Origin of the sequence: Salinispora cortesiana (genome assembly GCF_000484695.1) — a bacterium.
In the GTDB taxonomy this organism is placed as follows: Bacteria; Actinomycetota; Actinomycetes; order Mycobacteriales; family Micromonosporaceae; genus Micromonospora; species Micromonospora cortesiana.
In genome coordinates, this window is the sequence record NZ_AXVR01000022.1 from 12,319 (window position 1) to 33,820 (window position 21,502).

16 protein-coding genes and 1 pseudogene are annotated in these 21,502 nt (G+C 69.6%); all 17 read left to right on the forward strand.

What is annotated here, in order from left to right; genetic code table 11:
* The first annotated feature begins 20 nt into the window (after nt 1-20).
* The gene (locus K228_RS0112125) at nt 21-2,312 is read left to right on the forward strand and encodes a [protein-PII] uridylyltransferase (RefSeq protein ID WP_025618678.1); all 2,292 of its coding nucleotides are present in this window, start codon (nt 21-23) and stop codon (nt 2,310-2,312) included.
* Nucleotides 2,313-2,470: 158 nt separating this feature from the next.
* Entirely contained in the window at nt 2,471-4,015 is a 1,545-nt protein-coding gene (gene ffh, locus K228_RS0112130) for a signal recognition particle protein (RefSeq protein ID WP_025618679.1), read from the forward strand.
* 157 nt (nt 4,016-4,172) lie between these two features.
* Nucleotides 4,173-5,252, forward strand: a complete 1,080-nt coding sequence (locus K228_RS0112135) for an amidohydrolase family protein (RefSeq protein ID WP_025618680.1) — start codon at nt 4,173-4,175, stop codon at nt 5,250-5,252.
* Between the two features lie 84 nt (nt 5,253-5,336).
* A complete protein-coding gene (gene proS, locus K228_RS0112140) occupies nt 5,337-6,743 on the forward strand; it encodes a proline--tRNA ligase (protein WP_025618681.1) in 1,407 nt (468 codons plus the stop codon).
* 219 nt (nt 6,744-6,962) lie between these two features.
* Nucleotides 6,963-7,610, forward strand: a complete 648-nt coding sequence (locus K228_RS0112150; protein WP_025618682.1) for a ribonuclease FAU-1 family protein — start codon at nt 6,963-6,965, stop codon at nt 7,608-7,610.
* 349 nt (nt 7,611-7,959) lie between these two features.
* Nucleotides 7,960-8,424, forward strand: a complete 465-nt coding sequence (gene rpsP, locus K228_RS0112155) for a 30S ribosomal protein S16 (protein ID WP_025618683.1) — start codon at nt 7,960-7,962, stop codon at nt 8,422-8,424.
* Nucleotides 8,399-8,659 carry an RNA-binding protein gene (locus K228_RS0112160; protein ID WP_025618684.1) on the forward strand — a complete coding sequence of 87 codons (261 nt, stop codon included), beginning with the start codon at nt 8,399-8,401 and terminating at the stop codon, nt 8,657-8,659. Before rpsP ends, K228_RS0112160 begins: the two co-directional genes overlap by 26 nt.
* Entirely contained in the window at nt 8,659-9,201 is a 543-nt protein-coding gene (rimM, locus tag K228_RS0112165) for a ribosome maturation factor RimM (protein ID WP_025618685.1), read from the forward strand. Before K228_RS0112160 ends, rimM begins: the two co-directional genes overlap by 1 nt.
* A gap of 39 nt (nt 9,202-9,240) precedes the next feature.
* Nucleotides 9,241-10,014: a tRNA (guanosine(37)-N1)-methyltransferase TrmD gene (trmD, locus tag K228_RS0112170; protein ID WP_025618686.1), complete on the forward strand. Its 774-nt coding sequence runs from the start codon at nt 9,241-9,243 to the stop codon at nt 10,012-10,014.
* Between the two features lie 143 nt (nt 10,015-10,157).
* Nucleotides 10,158-10,514: a 50S ribosomal protein L19 gene (gene rplS / locus K228_RS0112175; protein ID WP_018218952.1), complete on the forward strand. Its 357-nt coding sequence runs from the start codon at nt 10,158-10,160 to the stop codon at nt 10,512-10,514.
* A 178-nt stretch (nt 10,515-10,692) separates the two neighbouring features.
* Nucleotides 10,693-11,565 carry a signal peptidase I gene (gene lepB / locus K228_RS0112180; RefSeq protein WP_025618687.1) on the forward strand — a complete coding sequence of 291 codons (873 nt, stop codon included), beginning with the start codon at nt 10,693-10,695 and terminating at the stop codon, nt 11,563-11,565.
* 10 nt (nt 11,566-11,575) lie between these two features.
* Nucleotides 11,576-12,217: a signal peptidase I gene (gene lepB, locus K228_RS0112185; RefSeq protein WP_025618688.1), complete on the forward strand. Its 642-nt coding sequence runs from the start codon at nt 11,576-11,578 to the stop codon at nt 12,215-12,217.
* A 165-nt stretch (nt 12,218-12,382) separates the two neighbouring features.
* On the forward strand, nt 12,383-13,195 hold the full coding sequence (locus K228_RS0112190) for a ribonuclease HII (RefSeq protein WP_025618689.1): 813 nt from the start codon (nt 12,383-12,385) through the stop codon (nt 13,193-13,195).
* The gene (locus K228_RS0112195) at nt 13,192-13,515 is read left to right on the forward strand and encodes a DUF2469 domain-containing protein (RefSeq protein ID WP_018218957.1); all 324 of its coding nucleotides are present in this window, start codon (nt 13,192-13,194) and stop codon (nt 13,513-13,515) included. Before K228_RS0112190 ends, K228_RS0112195 begins: the two co-directional genes overlap by 4 nt.
* Before the next feature lie 212 nt (nt 13,516-13,727).
* A complete protein-coding gene (locus K228_RS0112200; protein WP_025618690.1) occupies nt 13,728-14,378 on the forward strand; it encodes a murein hydrolase activator EnvC family protein in 651 nt (216 codons plus the stop codon).
* A 298-nt stretch (nt 14,379-14,676) separates the two neighbouring features.
* Nucleotides 14,677-17,844: a DNRLRE domain-containing protein gene (locus tag K228_RS0112205; protein WP_245603461.1), complete on the forward strand. Its 3,168-nt coding sequence runs from the start codon at nt 14,677-14,679 to the stop codon at nt 17,842-17,844.
* Nucleotides 17,845-17,945: 101 nt separating this feature from the next.
* Nucleotides 17,946-20,887: pseudogene (locus K228_RS25555) on the forward strand (LamG domain-containing protein); the annotation flags it as partial.
* Nucleotides 20,888-21,502 lie beyond the last annotated feature (615 nt).

Sequence of the window (21,502 nt, forward strand, 5' to 3'; positions counted from 1 at the left end):
GCCGGCGGGAGTGGGCACCGATGACCTCGTTGACCAAGCAGCGTACGGCCGGACCGGACCTCCTCATCAACGAGGCCACCGGTGCTCCGGGCGGGATCGACGCCGCGGCGCGGGCGGCCCGGGCGGCGTCGATCGACGGTTGGCTCGCCGGGCTGCTGCCCGGGCGGGAAGGGGTCGCGCTGGTCGCGGTGGGCGGGCTCGGCCGTCGTCAGTGCGCCCCATACGGGGACCTTGATCTGCTGCTGCTGCACGCCGACGTACCCGAGGTGGACGAGCTGGCCGCCGGCATCTGGTATCCGGTCTGGGACGCCGGGCTGCGGCTCGACCACTCGGTACGAACCGTCCCCGAGGCCCACGCGGTCGCCCAGGATGATGTCCGGGTGGCTCTCGGCCTGCTTGACGCCCGCTTCGTCGCGGGTGACGAGGCGCTCGCCGACCAGCTTGTTCGCTCCGCCGCCGACCAGTGGCGACGTGGCGCGGTGCGCCGGCTGCCGGGGTTGCGCGAGCTGACCGAGGCGCGGTGGGCGGCCCACGGCGAGCTGGCCTTCCTGCTCGAGGGGGACCTCAAGGAAGCCGCCGGCGGGCTTCGCGACGTGGGGCTCCTCCGGGCGATCGCCCGCGCCGGCGTCACCACCGCCCTCCGGCCCGCGGTCCGCGCCGCCCACCTGCGGCTCCTGGACACCCGCGACGCACTGCACCTGCGGGTCGGTCGGCGGGTGGACCGGCTGGTCGCCCCGGAACGCGACGGGGTCGCCGCCCTGCTCGGGCTGCGCCAGCCGCGGACCGACGCGGCGGAGCCGGTGGACGAGGGGGACCTGCTGCTGCGCCGGGTCGCCAACGACGCCCGGACCGTCAGCCACGCCCTCGACGACGCCTTCCGGGCCGTCGACCGGCTCCGCGCCCGGCGCCGGGGCGCCGACCGCCGATCGCTGCGCCGGCCGGTGGCCCGGGACGTGGTCGAGCACGACGGTGAGCTGGTGCTCGCCCGCGCGGTGATCGGGGTACGCCCGGAGCCGAGCCTGTCCCTGCGGGTCGCGGCCGCGGCGGCGACCACCGGTCTGCCGATCGCGGCGGCCACCTGCGAGTGGCTGGCCGCCTACTGCCCGCCGCTGCCGACTCCCTGGCCCGCCGCGGCGCGCACCGCCCTGGTCACGCTCCTGGGCGCGGGGCCGGGGCTGGTGTCGGCGTGGGAGACCTGCGACCGGTACGGGCTGGTTGACGGCTGGCTGCCGGAGTGGACCCGGATCCGGAGCCTGCCACAGCACCACCCGGTGCACCGGTTCACCCTCGACCGGCACCTGGTGCAGACCGCGTACGAGGCCAGCCGCCGTACCCGGGAGGTGGACCGGCCGGACCTGCTGCTGCTCGGCGCCCTTCTGCACGACGTGGGCAAGGGGCTACCCGGTGACCACAGTCAGGTCGGTGCGCCGATCGCGGCGGCGGTCGCCGCTCGGATCGGCTTGCCCGCGGCCGAGGTGGCGCTGATCGGGCGGCTGGTCCGGCTGCACCTGCTCCTGCCCGAGGTGGCGACCCGGCGCGACCTCGCCGATCCGGTGACCGTCGCCGGCGTGGCGGCGAAGGTCGTCGACACCAGCACCCTGGAGCTGCTGCACGCCCTGGTCCGCGCCGACGCGGCGGCCACCGGCCCGGCCGCCTGGTCGCGCTGGAAGGAACGGCTCGTCGCCGAGCTGGTGGCCCGGGTCCGCACCACACTGGACACCGGCCGGTTGCCCGAGCCGCCCGTACCGGATCCGGCGTTGGTCGCCGGCCCGCTGCCGGTGGTCCGCCTGACCGGGGACGAGGTGGCGGTGGCGGCGGCCCACCGTGATGGCCTGCTCACGACGGTGGCCGGTTGCCTGGCCCTGCACCGGCTCGACGTGATCTCCGCGGACGCCTCGACGGTTTCCGGGCGGGCGCTGGTCGAGTTCCGGGTCCAACCCCGCTACGGCCTCGCGCCGGATCCGGTAGCACTCGGCGCCGACCTGCGCCGGGCCGTGACCGGGGACCGGTCGGTGATCCAGCGGCTGCGGGGGCGGGCCGTCGCCGCCGGTGGCGCGGGCCCCGCACCCCAGGTGCGGTGGTATCGGGAGGCGGCCACCGACGCGGTGGTGTTGGAGCTGCGGGCGGCCGACGCCGCCGCCCTGCTCTACCGGGTCAGCGCCGCGCTGGACGAGGTGGGAGTTCAGCTGCGGGCGGCGCGGATCTCCACCCTCGGCGCCGCCGTGGTGGACGCGTTTTACCTGGTCGGCACCGGGCCGGACGCCGAGGGCCAGGCTCGGATCTCCGCCGCCGTCCTGGCTGCGGCGCGATGAGGGGGGCGAATGCCGTCGGCCGGACGGTGGGTACGCGGGCGGCGCCGGGTGTGCCGGCCGGAAGCGGGTGTATCGCGGGCCGGATACCCTAGCGGTGGCGGGACAGTTCGTCCGGCCGTGCTCGTGCTCACCAGAACTCTGACAAACGGGATGTTCGCGTGTTTGACACCTTGAGTGACCGCCTGTCCGGGATCTTCACCAAGCTCCGCGGTAAGGGACGGCTCACCGACGCCGACATCGACGCCACCGCCCGCGAGATCCGCCTCGCGTTGCTGGAGGCGGACGTGGCGCTGCCGGTGGTCAAGGGCTTCATCGCGCGAGTCAAGGAGCGGGCGCGGGGCGCCGAGGTCTCCCAGGCGCTGAACCCGGCCCAGCAGATCGTCAAGATCGTCAACGAGGAGTTGGTCAACGTCCTCGGTGGCGAGGCGCGGCGGCTTCAGTTCGCCAAGCAGCCGCCGACCGTGATCATGCTGGCCGGTCTCCAGGGCTCCGGCAAGACCACGCTCGCCGGCAAGCTGGCCAGTTGGCTGCGCGGCCAGGGCCACCAGCCGCTGCTGGTCGCCGCCGACCTGCAGCGCCCCAACGCCGTCGGGCAGCTCCAGGTGCTCGGTGGTCGTGCCGGCGTCGAGGTGTACTCCCCGGAGCCGGGCAACGGCGTCGGCGACCCGGTGCAGGTGGCTCGTGCCTCGATCGAGCACGCCCGTCGGGCTGCCCGGGACATCGTCATCGTGGACACCGCCGGCCGCCTCGGTATCGACGCCGAGATGATGCAGCAGGCGGCCGACATCCGGGACGCGGTCAACCCGGACGAGGTCATCTTCGTCATCGACGCCATGGTCGGCCAGGACGCGGTGCGCACCGCGGAGGCGTTCCGGGACGGTGTCGGCATCACCGGCGTGGTCCTCTCCAAGCTTGACGGTGACGCCCGTGGTGGTGCCGCGTTGTCGGTCCGGGAGGTCACCGGCCAGCCGATCCTCTTCGCCTCCACCGGCGAGAAGCTGGAGGACTTCGATGTCTTCCACCCGGACCGGATGGCCAGCCGGATTCTCGGCATGGGCGATGTTCTCACCCTGATCGAGCAGGCCGAACAGGCCTTCGACGTCGATCAGAAAGAGAAGATGACCGCCAAGCTGATGGGCGGTGAGCAGTTCACCCTGGAGGACTTCCTCGACCAGCTCATCGCGGTTCGGCGGATGGGTCCGATCGCCAACGTGCTGGCCATGATGCCCGGCATGGGGCAGATGAAAGACCAGCTCGCCGAGGTGGATGACAAGCACTTCGACCGGGTCACCGCGATCATCCGGTCGATGACCCCAGCCGAGCGCACCAACCCGAAGATCATCAACGGTTCGCGTCGGGCCCGCATCGCCAACGGCTCCGGGGTCACCGTGATGGACGTCAACCAGCTACTCAACCGCTTCACCGACGCCCAGAAGATGATGAAGCAGATGGGCGGCATGATGGGGCTGCCCGGAGGGCGCCGAAAGGCGACCAAGTCGCCGAAGAACAAGCGCAAGGGCGGGAAAGGCGGCGGTCGGTCGCGGGCCGGCACGGGGGCGCGGGGCGGCTTCCCCGGTGGCATGCCGCAGCTGCCGCCCGGCCTGAACCCCGACGACCTGGCCGGCCAGGGGCTACCACCGGGATTCAAGCTCCCGAAGATCGACTTCAACAAGCTCGGCAAGGGGGATAAGCGCTCCCGCTGACCGGGTCGAAACGGGGCCAGGTCGGTGCTGGTCGCCGCTGAGCCGGCGCCGGCCGCGCCCCCTCGGTGGTGGCCGTCCCTGAGCCGGCGCCGGCCGTGGTCCGCCGACGGGCGGCCTGCCCGCACGCCCCGGCGGGCGATCAGGTAGGACTGAGCGTATGGCTTTGCACGTGCGCGGTGTGCTCCTGCCCGAAGACGAGGTCCGGGACGTCTGGCTGGTCGGTGACCGGGTGACCTTCCAGCCGGTGGCCGGCGCGGAGACCATCGCGGACGGTGGCTTCCTGCTCCCCGGCCTGACCGACGCGCACTGCCACATCGGCATCGCCCGGGGCGGGACGCCGATCACCTCGCTCGACCAGGCCCGCGAGCTGGCCCAGGTCAACCGCGACGTCGGGGTGCTGGCCATCCGGGACGCCGGCTCCCCGTACCCGTATCCGGAGCTCGATGACGCCCCGGACCTGCCGCGGCTGGCCCGGGCCGGCCGGCACGTCGCCCCGCCGAAGCGCTACCTGCGTGGCGTCGGGGTGGAGGTCGGCGCGGCGGAGGTGGCCGCGACCGTCACCGCGCAGGCCAACGCCGGCAACGGCTGGGTCAAGCTGGTCGGCGACTGGATCGATCGTGGCGTCGGTGACCTCGCCCCGGCCTGGGACGCGGAGACCATGACCGCCGCGGTTCGGGCCGCGCACGCCGCCGGGGCCCGCGCCGCGGTGCACACCTTCTCCGAGTCCGCCGTCGAGATCATGGTGCGGGCCGGGGTCGACTCGGTGGAACACGGCACCGGCCTGAGCCTGGACCTGGTCGACGTGATGGCCCGACAGGGCACCGCGCTCGTACCCACCATGATCAACATACGGACCTTCGGCGGCATCGCCGACCAGGCGCGGGCGAAGTTCCCCAGCTACGCCGACCACATGCTCGCCCTACGAGACCGCTTCCCCGAGGTGGTCCGCGCCGCCTACCAGGCCGGCGTGCCGATCTACGTCGGCACCGATGCCGGCGGTGGCATCGCGCACGGTCTGGCCGCCGAGGAGATGCTGCTGCTGCACGAAAAGGCCGGGATGCCCGCCGAGGAGGTCCTCGCCGCCGCCTCCTGGCGCGCCCGCGAGTGGCTCGGCTTCCCCGGCCTGGTCGAGGGGGGCCTGGCCGATCTGGTCGTCTACCCGCAGGATCCGCGGCGGGACCTCCGTGTCGTCCGGTCCCCCGCCCGGGTCGTCCTCCGCGGCCGGGTCCTGCGCTGATCTACCAGGGCGGGTCAGCGCTCCGCCGGTGGAGCGACCGCCCGCTGGCGGCGACCGCCCCGGCGGCACATAGGATGTGCGGTCATGGCGCGCGTGCTCACTCCCCGTGCGGAGGACTTCCCCCGCTGGTACCAGGACCTGATCGCCAAGGCGAAGCTGGCCGACAACGGCCCGGTCCGGGGGACCATGGTGATCCGACCAGCCGGCTACGCCATCTGGGAGCGGATGCAGGCCGAGATGGACAACCGGATCAAGGCTGCCGGCGCGGAGAACGCGTACTTCCCGCTCTTCATCCCGGAGGGCCACCTTAAGCGCGAGGCCGAGCACGTCGAGGGCTTCTCGCCGGAGTTGGCGGTCGTTACCCACGGCGGCGGCAAGCAGCTCGCCGAGCCGGTCGTGGTGCGCCCGACCAGCGAGACCGTCATCGGTGAGTTCATGGCCAAGTGGGTCGACTCGTACCGGGACCTGCCGTTGCTGCTCAACCAGTGGGCGAACGTGGTCCGCTGGGAGCTGCGTCCCCGCATCTTCCTGCGGACCAGCGAGTTCCTCTGGCAGGAGGGGCACACCGCGCACACGACCCGCGAGGACGCCCGCGCCTACGCGCGACGGATTCTGCACGAGGCGTACGAGGACCTGATGGTCAACGTCCTCGCCATCCCGGTGCAGGTGGGCCTCAAGACCGCCCGGGAGCGGTTCGCCGGCGCGACCGCCACCTACACCCTCGAAGGCATGATGGGCGATGGCAAGGCGCTCCAGCTGGGCACCAGCCACGAGCTGGGGCAGAACTTCGGCCGGGCCTTTGACATCAGCTACACCTCGGCCGAGGGAGGTCGGGAGCATGCCTGGACCACCTCGTGGGGCACCTCCACCCGAATGCTCGGTGGTCTGATCATGTGCCACGGTGACGACAACGGCCTGCGGGTGCCGCCGAAGCTCGCGCCGGTCCAGGCGTACGTGATGGTCGTCAAGGACGGCGAGGGGGTCGGCGAGGCCGCGACGCGGCTGCACGACGCGCTGCGGGATGCCGGCGTCCGGGTCGCCCTCGACGACCGGACCGACACCCCCTTCGGGCGTCGCGCGGTCGACGCGGAGCTGCGCGGCTACCCGATCCGCGTCGAGATCGGCCCCCGGGACCTGGCCGCGGGGAACGCGGTCGTGGTCCGGCGGACGGACGGCTCGAAGTCCCCGGTTCCGGTGGCCGACGTGGTCGGCGTGGTGCGTGCGGCGCTCGAGGCCGACCAGCAGGCGCTGCACGACCAGGCGCTCGCCAGGCGGCAGGCGCGGACCAGCGAGGTGGGGACGCTGGCCGAGGCGATCGAGGCGGCAGCGACGGGCTGGGCCCGGGTGCCGTGGTCGGTGGTCGGCGCCAAGGGCGAGGCGGAGGCGAACGCCCAGGGTGTCACCGTGCGGTGCCTGATCCGGGCCGATGGCTCGGTGCCGGACAGCGAGGACGAGCCGGATCTGGTCGCCATCCTGTCCCGGGCCTACTGAACTGCGCCCGCACGGGTCGGTACGCCATCGACCCGTGCCTACCCGGTCCTGCCCGGTCCGACCCGTGCCTGCCCGGTCCGACCCGAGCTGGCTCGGGCGCACAGATGGGGCAGCTCGACAGCGAGCGGAGCGAACCGGGCCACCGGCGTTCCAACCGGTCGTCGGTCGGGTGGGGCTCGGCGATCCAACCGACCGTCGGCGGGCGGTAGGGTCGGGCAGGTGAGGTTCGAACCTGGGCGGTTGGTGGTGCACCGCAACGTGCGGCGGGGGCGGATCGGTTGGGTTCGTCCGGCGCGCGTGGTCAGCGATGACGACCGGGGGCTGCTGCTGTGGATCCCCCGAGGCTCACTGGTGGCCAGCGAGACCACCGACACCGGGCTCGGGATGCGGGCGATTCCGTTCGCCGAGTGGATCGTCTCGGCGTACCGGCTGACGCCGGCGCGGTGGCAGGGGCCACCCCTGCTGAAGTTCCTGCCGGTCGGGGCCGCGCACTCGGTCTGGTTGTTCCAGGACGAGCAAGGGCATTTCGCCCATTGGTACGTCAACCTCGAGGAGCCCGGTGTTCGCTGGGACGACGGTGGGCTCGCCGGCGTTGACGTGGTGGACCAGGATCTTGACGTGCTGATTCACGCGGACCGTCGCTGGGAGTGGAAGGACGAGGACGAGTTCGCCGAGCGGCTCGACTTCCCGGAGCACTACTGGGTGCCCGACCCGGACGCGGTCCGGGCCGAGGGGAAGCGGGTGATCGCCCGGGCCGAGGCGGGGGAGTTCCCGTTCGACGGCACCTGGTGTGACTTCGTGCCGCCGGTCGAGTGGACGGCCCCGCTGGACCTGCCGCCCGGGTGGGACCGGCCGCCGGCGCGCTGACGGCGTCTACTCGGCCGTCGGAACCGATGGCGCCCGCTCGGCCGCCGGAACTGACGGCACCACTCGGCCGCCGGAACCAACCGCCGCGAGCCGGGTCGGCCCACCCCGACCGAATCGGTGTGCTCCTCGTCATAGTCGAATGGTGCGCCGGGGCCGGTCCGATGTGAGGCTTCCCGGTCCGATCTGGCAGAATGGCTGGCTGGTATCCGGCGTGGGTCCGGCGCCCTCTACCCGGGCACCACGTCAGTCCACCCGAGCAGTCTCCGGCCCAACCCCACTGTGCCGGAGTGCGCGCTCACCCGTGCACCGCCCGTCCAGGGGCGGTGGAAACAACAGGAGCGAAAACACTGTGGCCGTAAAGATCCGGCTCCTGCGGATGGGCAAGATCCGCAACCCGCAGTACCGCATCGTCATCGCCGACTCGCGTACCAAGCGTGACGGCCGGGCGATCGAGTTCGTCGGGATCTACCAGCCGAAGCACGACCCTTCGGTGATCGAGGTCAAGTCGGACCGGGTGCAGTACTGGCTCTCCGTGGGCGCGCAGCCGAGCGAGGCGGTGCAGCGCCTGCTGGAGAAGACCGGTGACTGGCAGAAGTTCAAGGGCCTGCCGGCCCCCGAGCCGCTGAAGGTCGCCCCCGAGCGGGTTGACCGCAAGGCGGCCTACGAGGCTGAGGCGAAGGCTGCCGCCGGTCTGGCGGAGGCCCCGGCCAAGCCGGCCAAGAAGGCCGCCAAGGCCGAGGCGGCGCCGAAGGCCGACGAGGCGGCGCCGAAGACCGAGGAGCAGGCCGGTGCGGGCTCCGGCGAGCAGGCCTGACGTGGCACTTCGTCCGGCGCTGGAGCATCTGGTCAAGGGCATCGTCGACAACCCCGACGATGTCCGGGTCCGGCTGGTCGATTCCCGGCGGGGCAAGCGGCTCGAGGTCCGCGTGCACCCGGAGGACCTCGGCACGGTGATCGGGCGGTCCGGGCGGACCGCGAAGGCGCTGCGCCAGGTCATCGGTTCCATCGGTGGACGCGGCGTACGCGTCGACATCGTCGACTCGTACTGATGCTCGTCGTCGGCAGGATCGGCAAACCGCACGGGATCCGCGGTGAGGTGACCGTGGAGGTGCGGACCGACGAACCTGAGACGCGGTTCGCCCCGGGCTCGGTGCTGCGCACCGAGCCCGGGGCGAACGTGCCCGCCCACCCCGGCGCGTACCGGGTGCCGGGTGAACTGACCGTCGAGGCATCGCGGTGGCATCAGGGGCGGATGCTGCTGGTCGCCTTCGAGGGTGTGCTCGACCGCAACGTCGCCGAGGCACTCCGCGGCACCCTCGTCGGGGTGGACCGCGCTGACGTGGCCCCGCCGACGGACCCGGAGGAGTTCCACGACCACCAACTGGTCGGCCTGGCCGTGGTCACCCCGGCTGGGGAACGGCTGGGGGATATCGCCCGGATCGACCACGCCCCCGCCGCGGACCTGTTGGTGCTGCGCCGTCCCGGCCGCCGGGACGTGTTGATTCCGTTCGTCCAGGCGATCGTTCCCGAGGTTGATCTCGCCGGCGGTCGCGTGGTCGTGGATCCGCCCGGCGGCTTGCTCGACCTCTGACCGGGCAGTCTGGCCCGCACAGCTGTTGGAGCCCCCGCAATGCGCGTTGACGTCGTGTCGATCTTCCCGGAGTACTTCGCTCCGCTGGACCTGTCGTTGATCGGCAGGGCCCGAGCCAGCGGCACCCTCCAGTTGGCCGTGCACGACCTCCGTACCTGGACCCACGACGTGCACCGGACGGTCGACGACACGCCGTACGGCGGGGGGCCGGGGATGGTGATGCGGCCGGAGCCGTGGGGAGAGGCGCTGGACGCGCTCGCCCCGCCAGGAGGTAGCCCGCCCCGGCTGCTGGTGCCGACGCCGACCGGTGTTCCGTTCACCCAGGCGCTGGCCCACGAACTGGCCGCCGAGCCGCACCTGCTCTTCGCCTGTGGCCGGTACGAGGGGATTGACCAGCGGGTGTTTGCGCACGCCGCGAGTCGGATGTCGGTCACCGAGGTCTCCCTCGGTGATTATGTGCTCTTCGGCGGTGAGGTGGCGGTGCTGGTGATCCTGGAGGCGGTGACCCGACTGTTGCCCGGGGTGCTCGGCAACGTTGGCTCGTTGGACGACGAGTCGCACGCCCACGGGCTGCTGGAGGCGCCGATGTACACCAAGCCGGCTGCCTGGCGGGGCCAGGAGGTGCCGGCGGTGCTTCGCTCCGGCGACCACGGGAAGATCGCCCGTTGGCGCCGGGATGAGGCCCTGGTGCGGACGGTCGCCCGGCGTCCCGACATGATCGCCGCGCTGGCTCCGGAGCGCCTGGACCGGCAGGACCGGGCGACGTTGGAGCGGGCCGGGTTCCCGGCAATCCCCGGCGATGTGGCAAAATAAGGGGTTGCCGCAGTCAACCGCGCCGCGGATGGCTGCGAGGACCCTCGACCGGGGCCGGCGAGTGCCGGCGACCATCCGGGGGTCAGAATCACCCATTCGCGCATCGACTGACGATGCGCCGTGAGCCTCGCGAGGACGCAGCGATGAACATCCTGGACGCGCTTGACGCCCAGTCGAAGCGGACCGACGTTCCCGATTTCCGCGCCGGTGACACCGTCAAGGTGCACGCACGGGTCGTCGAGGGAAACCGGTCCCGGGTCCAGATTTTCCAGGGCGTCGTCATCCGTCGTCAGGGTGACGGTCTGCGGGAGACCTTCCTGGTCCGCAAGATCAGCTTTGGGGTGGGGGTCGAGCGCACCTACCCGATCAACAGCCCGGCCATCGACCGCATCGAGGTCGTGACCCGCGGTGATGTCCGGAGGGCCAAGCTCTACTACCTCCGTGAGCTGCGCGGCAAGAAGGCGAAGATCAAGGAGAAGCGGGAGAAGCAGCCGAGCTGAATCGTGCTGCACCACCCGTCCTGAGCTGCGCGTATGGTGTACGAACCGGAGGGCACCATCCGGGACGTGCCAGCGCAGCCGGATGCCCCCGTCCAGTGACGGGGCAGGTGTCCACTGCCGTCCGGAGGCCTCGACCAGGTCCCCGGGCGGTAGTGTCGTTTCTGCGGACCGGGGAGGCGTGGTGCGGACGCGCGACGAGGACGGCACGGTCGATCCACGCCGTCGCCGAGCCCGGCGACGCCGTCGCCCGTTGCCGCTCTGGCAGGAGCTGCCGCTGCTGCTGACGGTCACCTTCTGCCTCGCGGTGCTGATCCGGACCTTCCTGCTTCAGGTGTTCTTCATCCCGTCCGGCTCGATGACCGAGACGCTGCTCGTCGGGGACCGGGTGCTGGTCAACAAGGTCGTCTACGACGTACGGGACCCGCTGCGGGGTGAGGTGGTGGTCTTCCGTGGCCCCGAGCGGTGGGCCGCCCAGCTCGACGAGGAGCCCGACCCCGGATTCCTGCGCCGGCTCACCGCCACCTTCGGCGACCTGGTGGGAGTCGGCAGCCCCGGCGAGAAGGACTTCATCAAGCGGGTCATCGGGTTGCCGGGCGACCGGGTGAGCTGCTGCGACGAGCAGGGGCGGGTGCTCGTCAACGGCATCGCCCTCAACGAGCCGTACGTGTGGCGCGACTCGCCGGTGGACCTTCCGCCGAACCAGGGAGAGTGCCGCGCGCGTCGCTTCGACGAGGTGATCGTCCCACCCGGGCAGCTCTTCGTGCTGGGCGATCACCGGTTGGTCTCCCAGGACGCCCGGTGTCAGGGCCCGGTGCCGATCGACAATGTGGTCGGACGGGCGGTCGGCGTGGTGTGGCCACCGTCGCGGTGGGGTGCACTCTCCACTCCGGAGGTCTTCGCGAACGTTCCGGCGCCGGCGGGTTCCCCGACCAGCGGACCACCGCCGGTGGGGCCGAGCCCCGACGGTGGCGTGCTGCTGCTCCTTCCGCTTCCGGCCGCGTGGCTCAGTTCCCGCGCGTTCCGTCCAGTGCCGCGCAGCTCGGCAACGTAGGCTCCATTCCGTGATTGACGAGCAGACCGACAAGTCCCGCAACTCCTTCTGGAAGGAGCTGCCAATCCTCCTGGGCGTGGCGATTCTGGTCGCGGTGCTGGTGCGTGCCTTTGTGTTGCAGACCTTCTTCATCCCGTCGCCGTCGATGGAGAACACGCTCCAGATCGACGATCGGGTGCTGGTCAACAAACTGGTGTACGACTTTCGCTCGCCGAAACGAGGCGAGGTAGTCGTCTTCAAGGCGCCGACCTCGTGGAGCGGTAACCCGGACGGGGAGGACTTCATCAAGCGGGTCATCGGCATCGGCGGCGACCACGTGGTCTGCTGCGACGAACAGGGGCGGATCACGATCAATGGCGTTGCCCTGGACGAGCCGTACCTCTACTCCGTCGGCGGCGAGCGGGACCAGCCCGCTGACCAGGACTTTGATATCACCGTTCCGCGGGGGCGGCTGTGGGTGATGGGCGACCACCGTTCGGCCTCGGGCGACTCGTTGCAGCACTGGCAGCAGTCGGGGGAGGACGTCCACGAGGCGACCATCCCCGAGGATCGTCTCGTCGGCCGTGCCTTCACGATCTTCTGGCCGCTGGACCGGGCGCGCTGGCTGAGCGTCCCCGAGCAGTACGGCCCCATTCCCCGGCCCGGAACCTGAGCCGGTGGGCCGGGTAGGCCCGGTAGGCGATGGCGAGGGCGTCTGGCAGGCTGGGACGGTGACCGTCGCCCACGCCCTCCGTCGCCCCACCCGGGTGCTGCTTGTCGCCGTGCCCGGCCGTCTCCTGGTCGTCGAGCCGGGGGCGAGCGCGGACCGGGGTGGGTCATGCTGACGCCGCCGCGTACCGTCGTCCGCCGCGACGGCGGGCTCTACGCGCTGGAACGTGCCCTGCAACGACGCGGATTTCGGCAGGTGGCCGGCGCCGACGAGGCCGGCCGGGGCGCCTGTGCCGGCCCCCTGGTGGCCGCCGCCGCCATCCTGCCCCCGGGGCGGCGCGGGGAGGTCGACGGACTCGCCGACTCCAAGCTGCTCACCCCGGCCAGCCGAGAGCGGGTGTATGCGGAGGTCGTCGCTCGGGCGTCGGCGTACGCGGTGGTGGTGATCCCGGCGGCGGAGGTGGACCTGCGCGGACTGCATGTCTGCAATCTGGCGGCGATGCGTCGCGCGCTGGCGTCGTTGGCGACGCGGCCGGAGTACGTGCTGACCGACGGCTTCGGGGTGGACGGGCTGGACGTGCCCGGGTTGGCGGTCTGGAAGGGCGACCGGGTGGCGGCCTGTGTCGCGGCAGCCAGCGTGCTGGCCAAGGTCACCCGAGATCGGATCATGGTGGAGCTGGACCTGGAGTTCCCCGGCTACGGGTTCGCGGAGCACAAGGGCTACATCACCGCCGAGCACTCGGCTGCGCTGCGGGAACGCGGGCCGTGCCCGGAACACCGTTTCTCGTACGTCAACGTCGCGGCTGTCTCCGGCCGACATGGGGCCCCGCCCCGGGCCCGCCGACCGCTGGTCGCCGCGGCCGACGAGGCGATGGAACGCGCTGGGGTGGTAAAGGGTACCGTCGGCGTGGCGTTGGGCGAGCGGCCCTGGGCTGCGGCGTCGGTGGGGAATGATGTGGCCATGGAAGGCGGGATGGGATGAGCGCGGAAGATCTCGAAAAGTACGAGACGGAGATGGAGCTGCAGCTCTACCGGGAGTACCGCGACATTGTCCGCCAGTTCTCCTACGTCGTGGAGACCGAGCGTCGGTTCTATCTGGCGAACCAGGTCGACCTGCACGTGCGTAACTCGGACGGTGAGGTCTACTTCGAGGTCGAGATGCACGACGCCTGGGTGTGGGACATGTATCGTCCTGCCCGGTTCGTTAAGAACGTCCGAGTAATGACGTTCAAGGATGTCAATGTAGAAGAGTTGGAGAAGCCGGATATCTCGCTGCCGGCCGACTCTGGCTTCGGCAACTGACCTCCGGACCACGCTGACCCTCCCGTCCCCTCCCCAGCGGGACCAGCTTCCGTCGCCCCGACCGCACGTCACCCCGATCCCATCAGCGGCCCAGGCCAGCCTCGTTTAGCAGATCGAATCACTCCCCGCGCTCCCTCCACAGCGTTGCGGCTATCCACAGGTGAGCTGGGCGGGGGTGACCCACCGACCGGTTGTCCGGGCAGGCTGCCGCCATGGAGCCGTCCCCGATCCTCGCCTTCGTGCTCAGCGCCGGGCTGGTCACCACGCCCGCCGTGCCCGCGTCACCGGTGGTTGGGCCCAGGCCGCTGTTGGTGGGTCCCCCGCCGCCGGCGGTTGGGCCCATGCCGTCGTTGAGTGGGTCCATGTTGCTCGGGGTCGGTTCCACGCCGGCTGTGGCCGGTTCGCCGTCCCCCGGGGTGCTGCCGGCCTTTCGGTGGCCGCTGTCCGGGGAGCCGCCGGTCGTGCGACGGTTTGACCCACCGCCGCAGCCCTGGTTTCCCGGTCACCGCGGCGTTGACCTGGCAGCCGACGCCGGCGCGCCAGTGCTGGCAGCGGGCGATGGTGTGGTCACCTTCGCCGGTGTCGTGGCTGGCCGGCCGGTGCTCACCGTGACCCACGCCGCCGGGCTGCGGACCACCTATGAGCCGGTGCGCTCCGATGTCGAGGTTGGCGCGCCGGTCCTGGCCGGAGTGCCGATCGGTCGGCTGCGGGCCGGGCACCCGAGCTGCCTGGCCGCGGCCTGCCTGCACTGGGGCCTGAGACGCGGCGACACCTATCTGGACCCGTTGGCGCTGCTCGGTCGGGGGCCGGTGCGGCTGCTGCCACTCGGCGGTGCGCTCAGTAGCGGACATGCCAACCAGTGAGTCGGCGTCCGAGTGTTTGGAGGGTGTTTTCAGTTGTTTTGGTCAAGTAGTAAACTTCAATGCCTAATGAGGTGTATTGACGGTGTAAGCAAGTTGTAGAAGTGAGAGATCACTTAATAATTGTTTATCGGCATTTTAGTCGGACCTCGCATTGTGTAGTTGCGAGCAATCCATTCTTCCGTTTTCTGGACCGTTCGTACTCACCCTTTGTAGTTCTTCTTGCGCTTTGGGGAAGGTGTTCCTAAGGTCCTGTTCGCAAACGTGAAGATCGTGCGGGGGAGGGTCTGTGGCGCGTCGGATGACGGCCGCGGTTCGTTCGTGCCTGGTTGTGAGTGTCGCCGTGTTGACGGTGGCCGGGTTGGCGGGCGTGCCGGGTGAACCAGCGGAGTTCCTGGCTGCGGGACCGGATGGTGTGACGGGTGGCGTGGAGAGTCGCTCGGACGAGGCGGTCTCCCTGCGGGCTGCCCGTGAGAGTGGCCAGCCGGTGCGGGTGGAGAGTCTGACTTCGGCAACAACCGAGGTGTACGCGCTGCCGACGGGGCAGTTCCGGGCGGACATCGCCGCCGGCGTGCAGCGCTTCCGCAGGGACGGGAAGTGGGTCCGAGTAGACCTGACACTGCAGGCGCGACCGGACGGCTCGGTGCGGCCCGTGGCCCATCCGAACGATCTTTGGATCTCTGGTGCCAAGGGCGCGGGTGAGCAGGATCTCGCGGTGGTGGGCGCCGGGGAGAGCCGGGTGGTGATGGGTTGGTCTGGTGCCTTGCCCACGCCGGTGTTGGAGGCGAATCGGGCGACTTATCCGGACGCTCGGCCTGGGGTTGATTTGGTGGTGGAGGCGACCCGCCTCGGGTTTGAGCAGTTCCTCGTGGTCAAGAACCGAGCTGCCCTGATCCATGTGGATGAGGTTGACTATGTGTTCTCTGGTTCTGGTGTGGAGTCGTCGTCGCGTGGTGTGGATGGTTCGGTCCTGCTGAGGGATCGTGCGGGTGAGCAGAGGGCGCGTATCCCCGCTCCGCTGATGTGGGATGCGCGGAAGGACATTGTTGGTAGTCCTGTTAACGAAAAGCGGGTCCGCACGGATGTTGTCGATCGGGGAGGTCGGGTCGAGCTGACGCTGGCCCCGGACATGGGCTGGCTGCGTAGTGCCGCCACGGAGTATCCGGTGACGATTGACCCAACGGTCAATCCGCTGGGGACGACGTTCGACACGTACGTGCGGGAGACCGTGACCAGCGATCAAAACCAGCGGAGCGACTTGCAGGTCGGGCTGTTGGCGACCACCCCGACGGAACTGACGCGCTCGTTCCTCACCTGGGATACGACGGTGCTCGTCGGTAAGCAGATCACCGCGTCCACGGTGTCGTTCTGGAACTGGTGGTCAGACACCTGCACCCCCACGCCGTGGGAGATTTGGACGACGGGGACGTCGACCTATACGACCACGTTCACGAACCAGCCGGAGTGGTTCACCAAGGAAGCTACCTCGACAGAAACGCACGGTTCGTTCGACTGCAGTGATGCGTGGGCGACGATTGATGGTAAGAGTTTCTTCCAGCGGGCCGCCACGGCGAACAAGACCCGGGCGGGTATGGGGATCCGCGCGACTGACGAGACGGACACCTCCGGTTTCAAGCAGTTCCGGTCCCGGGAGGGCGCCAACCCCTCGCAGGACCCGAAGGCGTCGGTGACCTACAACTCGTGGCCGACGATGGAGTCCCGGTCAACCGTTCCCGCCACCAGCTGCGTGACCGGCTCAGATCGTCCGCTGGTGGACACGCTCACCCCGCAGTTCAAGGCCACTGTCTCGGACGGGGACGGAACGGCGATGACGGTCACCTTCGAATGGTGGGCGATGAATGTCGACCGACCGGTCGGCTCGGTCAGCTTCAACAATGTGGCGTCCGGTGCCACGGCGGCGACGACGGTCCCGGCCGGTGATTTCGTGGACGGTGGCATCTATCGCTGGCGGGTGAAGGCCGCAGATGGTGTTTCCGGCAGCGATGTCTGGTCGTCATTCTGCGAGATGCAGGTCTACACCACGGATGCCCCGGTGACCGGTTGTGTCGGCGGTACCGACAGCGACTTCAACGGGGATGGTATTGCTGACATCGCTATCGCCGACCCGGAAGCGGCCGTCGAGGGGCAGGAGAAGGCGGGTCACATCCGGGTGGTGTACGGCGGCGGCACGGTCGAAACGTTGCATGAGGGCAACTCCCAGGTGTCGGGCGCGGTCGGAGCAGGTGACCAGTTCGGGTATTCCGTGTCGGCGTATGACGCGAACAACGACGGCTGTACTGACCTCGCGGTCGGGGTTCCCTTCGAGGATCTGACGGCAACGGACGATGCGGGCGTCACGTACGTCCTGCTCGGTACGCCGAACGGACTCGCGCAGGGGCCCGCGTCGTTGACCTTCCACCAGGGTGCGGGTGACACGCCCGATCAGGCCGAGGTTGACGATCACTTCGGGTTCGCTGTGGCTGGTGCGCGTTCCCTTACCGGGGAGCCCTATCTTGTGGTCGGGACCCCGGGCGAGGACGTCGGCGACACGGTTGACGCCGGTGTGGCGCACTACTTCCGCGGAAATCTCAACGTGCTCTTCCAGTCCGGGGAGCTCATCCCGGGCGTGGTCGAGCAGGACGACCGTGTGGGCTACGCGGTGGCGGCATCGTCCAATCACTTCGCCATCGGCTCCCCGGGCGAGGCGATCGGTCCTGAGGCGTTCGCGGGAGCTGTCTGCGTGTTCAGCAGCTACGAGTTGGTCGAGGGTAAGCCGAAACTGGCGGTTAATTTTCACCAGAGTGCCGCCAATGTGTCGGACGTGGCAGAGGCCAACGACCTCTTCGGTAAATCGATTTCGATCGCGCCCTACCGGCCGGCTGGTGCCGCGGCCGACCAGGCGGACTCGCTGCTAGTGGTCGGGGTTCCTGGTGAGGACATCACCGTCGAAGAATCCAACACCGTGGTCGCGGACGCGGGTCTGGTACACCGGTTCCACGTCACCGGCGACGCGACCCGCACGGAGCTGCCCGCGCTCACCTACGCCCTGGAGGAGGGCGCCTACCTGGGTGAGGAAGTCGCTGTGGTGAATACCGAGCCGGCCAGCGACGACACGAACGACACCATGTTCCTGGCCGTCGGCGCTCCCGGTGCGGACACGGATGACTTGCTTGACGCGGGTCGCGTACTGGTGTTCCCCGCGCTGGCTGACCCGATCGGCACGCCGACAACGATTCACCGCGAAGCCGCCAGCCTGCCCGGCAGCGCCGTGACGCAGGAGTTGATCGGCGCCAGCCTGGGGGCCATCTCGCAACAGTTGTACGTCGGTACTCCGTACCGCGATCCGGCGGTATACGGATTCGCCTGGTCCAGCCTGGCGGCCGGCGCGGCGTCGCCGAGCACTACCTGGCAACCCGGTCAGGGCGGAATTCCCGCCGGTGGCACCGCCTTCGGCGCGGCGATCGGGTGACGGCACACATGACAACGCAGAGTTCACCGGGGGAGGAACGTACGGTGGTTCGTCGCAGGCGTCGGCGGGACGGGCTGTTCAGGGTCGGGCTGGTGGCCGGCATGGTCGGCCTGCTGTCCGGGATGGTGTTCGTGCAGCCGCCCGAGGCGGTGCCGTTGATCCCGACCGCCGCGTTGGCGGAGGAGCCGGTCCGGGACACCGAGGCGGAAGCGCTGGTAGCGGCGAAAGAGCTCGACCAGCCGGTGGAGGTGCTGGCACTCCGCACGGAGTACCGCGACGTGTTCGCGCAGCCAGACGGGACGCTGATCGCCAACGACTACACCCAGCCGGTTCGGGTGACGCAGGGCGACAGCTGGGTCCCCGCCGACGCGACGTTGGTGGCCCAGCCGGATGGCTCGTACGGTCCGAGCGCGGCGTTGCTCGGCATCCAGCTCTCCCCGGGCGGCGACGTGCCACTGACGGTGGCGATCCGGGATCAGAAGAGCATGACCCTGACCTGGCCGCACGGTCCGCTACCCGAGCCGGTCGTGGTGGACAGCCAGGCGACGTATCCGGACGTGCTTCCGGACGTGGACCTGGTCACGAACGTGACGGTCGAGGGCTTCTCCCACGTACTGGTCGTCAAGACCCCGGAGGCGGCCGAGCTTCCCGAACTGCAGGACCTTCGGCTCGGTGTCACCACGGTCGGGTTGACGATCGAGGAAACCCCGGAGGGAGGCGTGGTGGCGTTGGACCCGGCCACCAACAACCCGGTCCTGCAGGCTGACGCACCGACCATGTGGGACAGCGGACCCCAGGAGGGCGGTGGGGTGCTGGCCACCGAGGCCCTGTCTTCCGCCAGCGATACCTCCACCGATCCTGGTGCGGCTTCCGCGCAGGGCCCGGGTGACACGTCGAAAGTGGCGCCGGTCGAGCTCGAATACACGGAGAACATGCTGACGCTGACTCCGGATCAGGGCATGTTGACCGACCCGGCGACGTCTTTTCCGCTCTACATCGACCCGGTCTGGCAGAGCAGCACCAACAGCGGTTGGGCGATGGTCGACAGCGGCTACCCCAACGAGGAGTACTGGAAGTTCGACACCAAGCGGCACGAACGAATCGGGCGCTGCCCCAGCTCGTGCTACAACTCCAAGGTCAAGCGGCTGTTCTACCGGCTCGCCACCCCGTACTCGGGCCGGACGATCCTGCAGGCAGAGTTCAGGGTGACGTTGCAGCACGTCTACAACAGCACGGCCCGAGCGGCCGCGCTCTACGTGATGCCAGCCGGGATCAGCTCCTCCACCAACTGGAACAACCAGCCCGGTGGCTCTGGTTGGTCCGGAGCGACGCACCTCGCCACCAACTCCCCAACCAAGACCCAGTCGAGTTGCACGTCCACCAACCAGAACACGGAGTGGAACGCGAAAGCCGCCGTGGAGCTGGCAGCGAAGAACGGGTGGAGCACGGTGACCCTCGGGATGCGATCGGTCAACGAGACCAGTGGGTTGCACACGAAGCGGTTCTGCGACAACGGGTCCTCTCCGTGCAGTACAACCGGGCACCCCTGATCGCGAACGAGAACGAGCTCACCATGTCTCCAGGTGGGCAGTGCGTCTACGGTGCGGGCGCCCCCTATGTGGACGTACCGCCGCGGCTGAACGCGGTGCTGCGGGATCCGGACCACTCCTCGGCGCACACCGAGCAGATCAAGGCCCAGTTCAAGGTGACCTGGACGCCGAGCGGTGGGACGGCGCAGTCGCGTAGTTACATCACACCGTTGAAGGCCAGCGGATCGGTCTTCTCATACACGGTGCCGAGCGACATCGCAGAGAATGTGCCTATCTCGTGGGAGGTACGGGCCAGCGACAACACCAGCTGGGGTCCGTGGAGCAGCGACGGCTCCCGCAATGTCTGCCAGTTCCGGTACGACAAGTCGAGCCCGAGCCCACCGGACGTGGACTCCGCGGTGTATCTGCCGCAGGACGCGGCGGACAACGGGACGGGGGACGCCCCACTATGTATCGAAAGTGACGAGTGGCTGGGTTCGATCGGTATCCCGGGCAGCTTCACCTTCGACTCCGCCGCCACGGACGTGGTGGAGTACCGGTACGGCTTCAACACCAACCCGGTGCCGGGAGTGAACGTGCTGGTGCCGGAGACCGACGGCGGGCCGGTGACTTTGACCGACTGGTACCCGGACAGGGAGGGCCCACGGACGATCAACGTCCAGGCCATTGACCGCGCTGGCCGGTCGAGCACCATCGCCTCCTGCACCTTCCGGGTGGGTAAGCGGCCGCCGACCGCTGCCTGGGCCCTCGGCGAGGTCGCCGGCCAGGACATGGCGGACGACGCGCTCGGCGGCAACGACGCCTCCGTTGGTAGCGGCGTCACCTTTGGTGTGGAGGGGCCGGGCGGCGCCTCCGACACGGCGGCCCAACTCGACGGGACGAGCGCCGGCTATCTCACCACGGCGAGCAGCGTGTTGACCGATACCTCTACCAGTTTCACGGTCAGCGGCTGGTTCAAGGTCGATGATCCCTCCCGCCAGCAGGTGGCGGTGAGCCAGGACGGCACCGGTGAGCCGGGATTCGCGCTGGGGGTGCGGAACGGGGCCTGGTTCTTCTGGGTACCGACCACCGAGGTCAACTCGCTCGGTCGGTGGGAGGTGACCGCCGAGGCGGCCACCACTGACTGGACCTACGTCACGGCGATCTTCGACGGCGGCAAGCAGGAGATGTCGCTCCAGGTTGGGGCCAACACGCCGCACGTCGCCGAGCGCCGTTCGTTGACGAAGTCGCGCGGTCCGCTCCAGCTCGGTCGCCGGCTTGTCAAGAGCGGATACGCCGACTACTGGCAGGGCACGATGGCCGACGTCGCCGTCTTCGACCGCCTGATCGTCGACGACGAGGTCACCTCACTGCAGAAGACGCCACCGAGCCGGAAGGCGTACTGGCGGCTGAACGCGGAGACCAACATGCTCAGCCCGGAGCACGGCGGTGGAGTGGGGCTCACCCTCGGATCCGGCGCGATGATCTTCAACCATCCGGTGCTGGCGCTGCTCCTGGCCAAGGTCCGACACGGACGCTTCACCCTTCAGCAAGCGGCTAGTCAAAACTGAGACGGAACACTAGCTTCCTGTCCATGCCGATGTCGCGCCGCCGCGCCGGCATCGACTCTCTTGATCGAGCGCCACCTCGGTTGCCTCGCCCCCGAGGTCGGTGTGCGCGGCCCCGACGGTGTGGGCCGTGGAGGTCGAACTGCTTGGGGTAGTCCTTGCGGGCTGGCTGGCAGGCTCGTAACTCGTCAAAGGGGCTGGTTGTAGGTGTTCGCAACACTGACTCCGAACTTGGCCCCCGAACCCGGGCAAACCCGAGATATCTCCACGATGCGACCTTTTGCTCAGGTACTGTGACGTAAGTAGTGCGAATGAACAAAGCTCGCATAGTGGTTAGATCCGGCCTGTCCATGGAGGGGCGCGCACCACCGGCATTGCGTGGGGCCGGGTGGTGAAACTTCGTGCCCATAAGTGCGGGCTGTAAGCGGGGGAGCCCGAGACGGAAATCTTCACACCCAGGAGTGATGTTGATGGGGAAAGTTGCTAATCCAACACTGAGAAGTGTGTCCGCGATTGCCGCCGGGGCGCTCGCCTGCGCCGTGGCTGTTGGCGTCGCGGGCG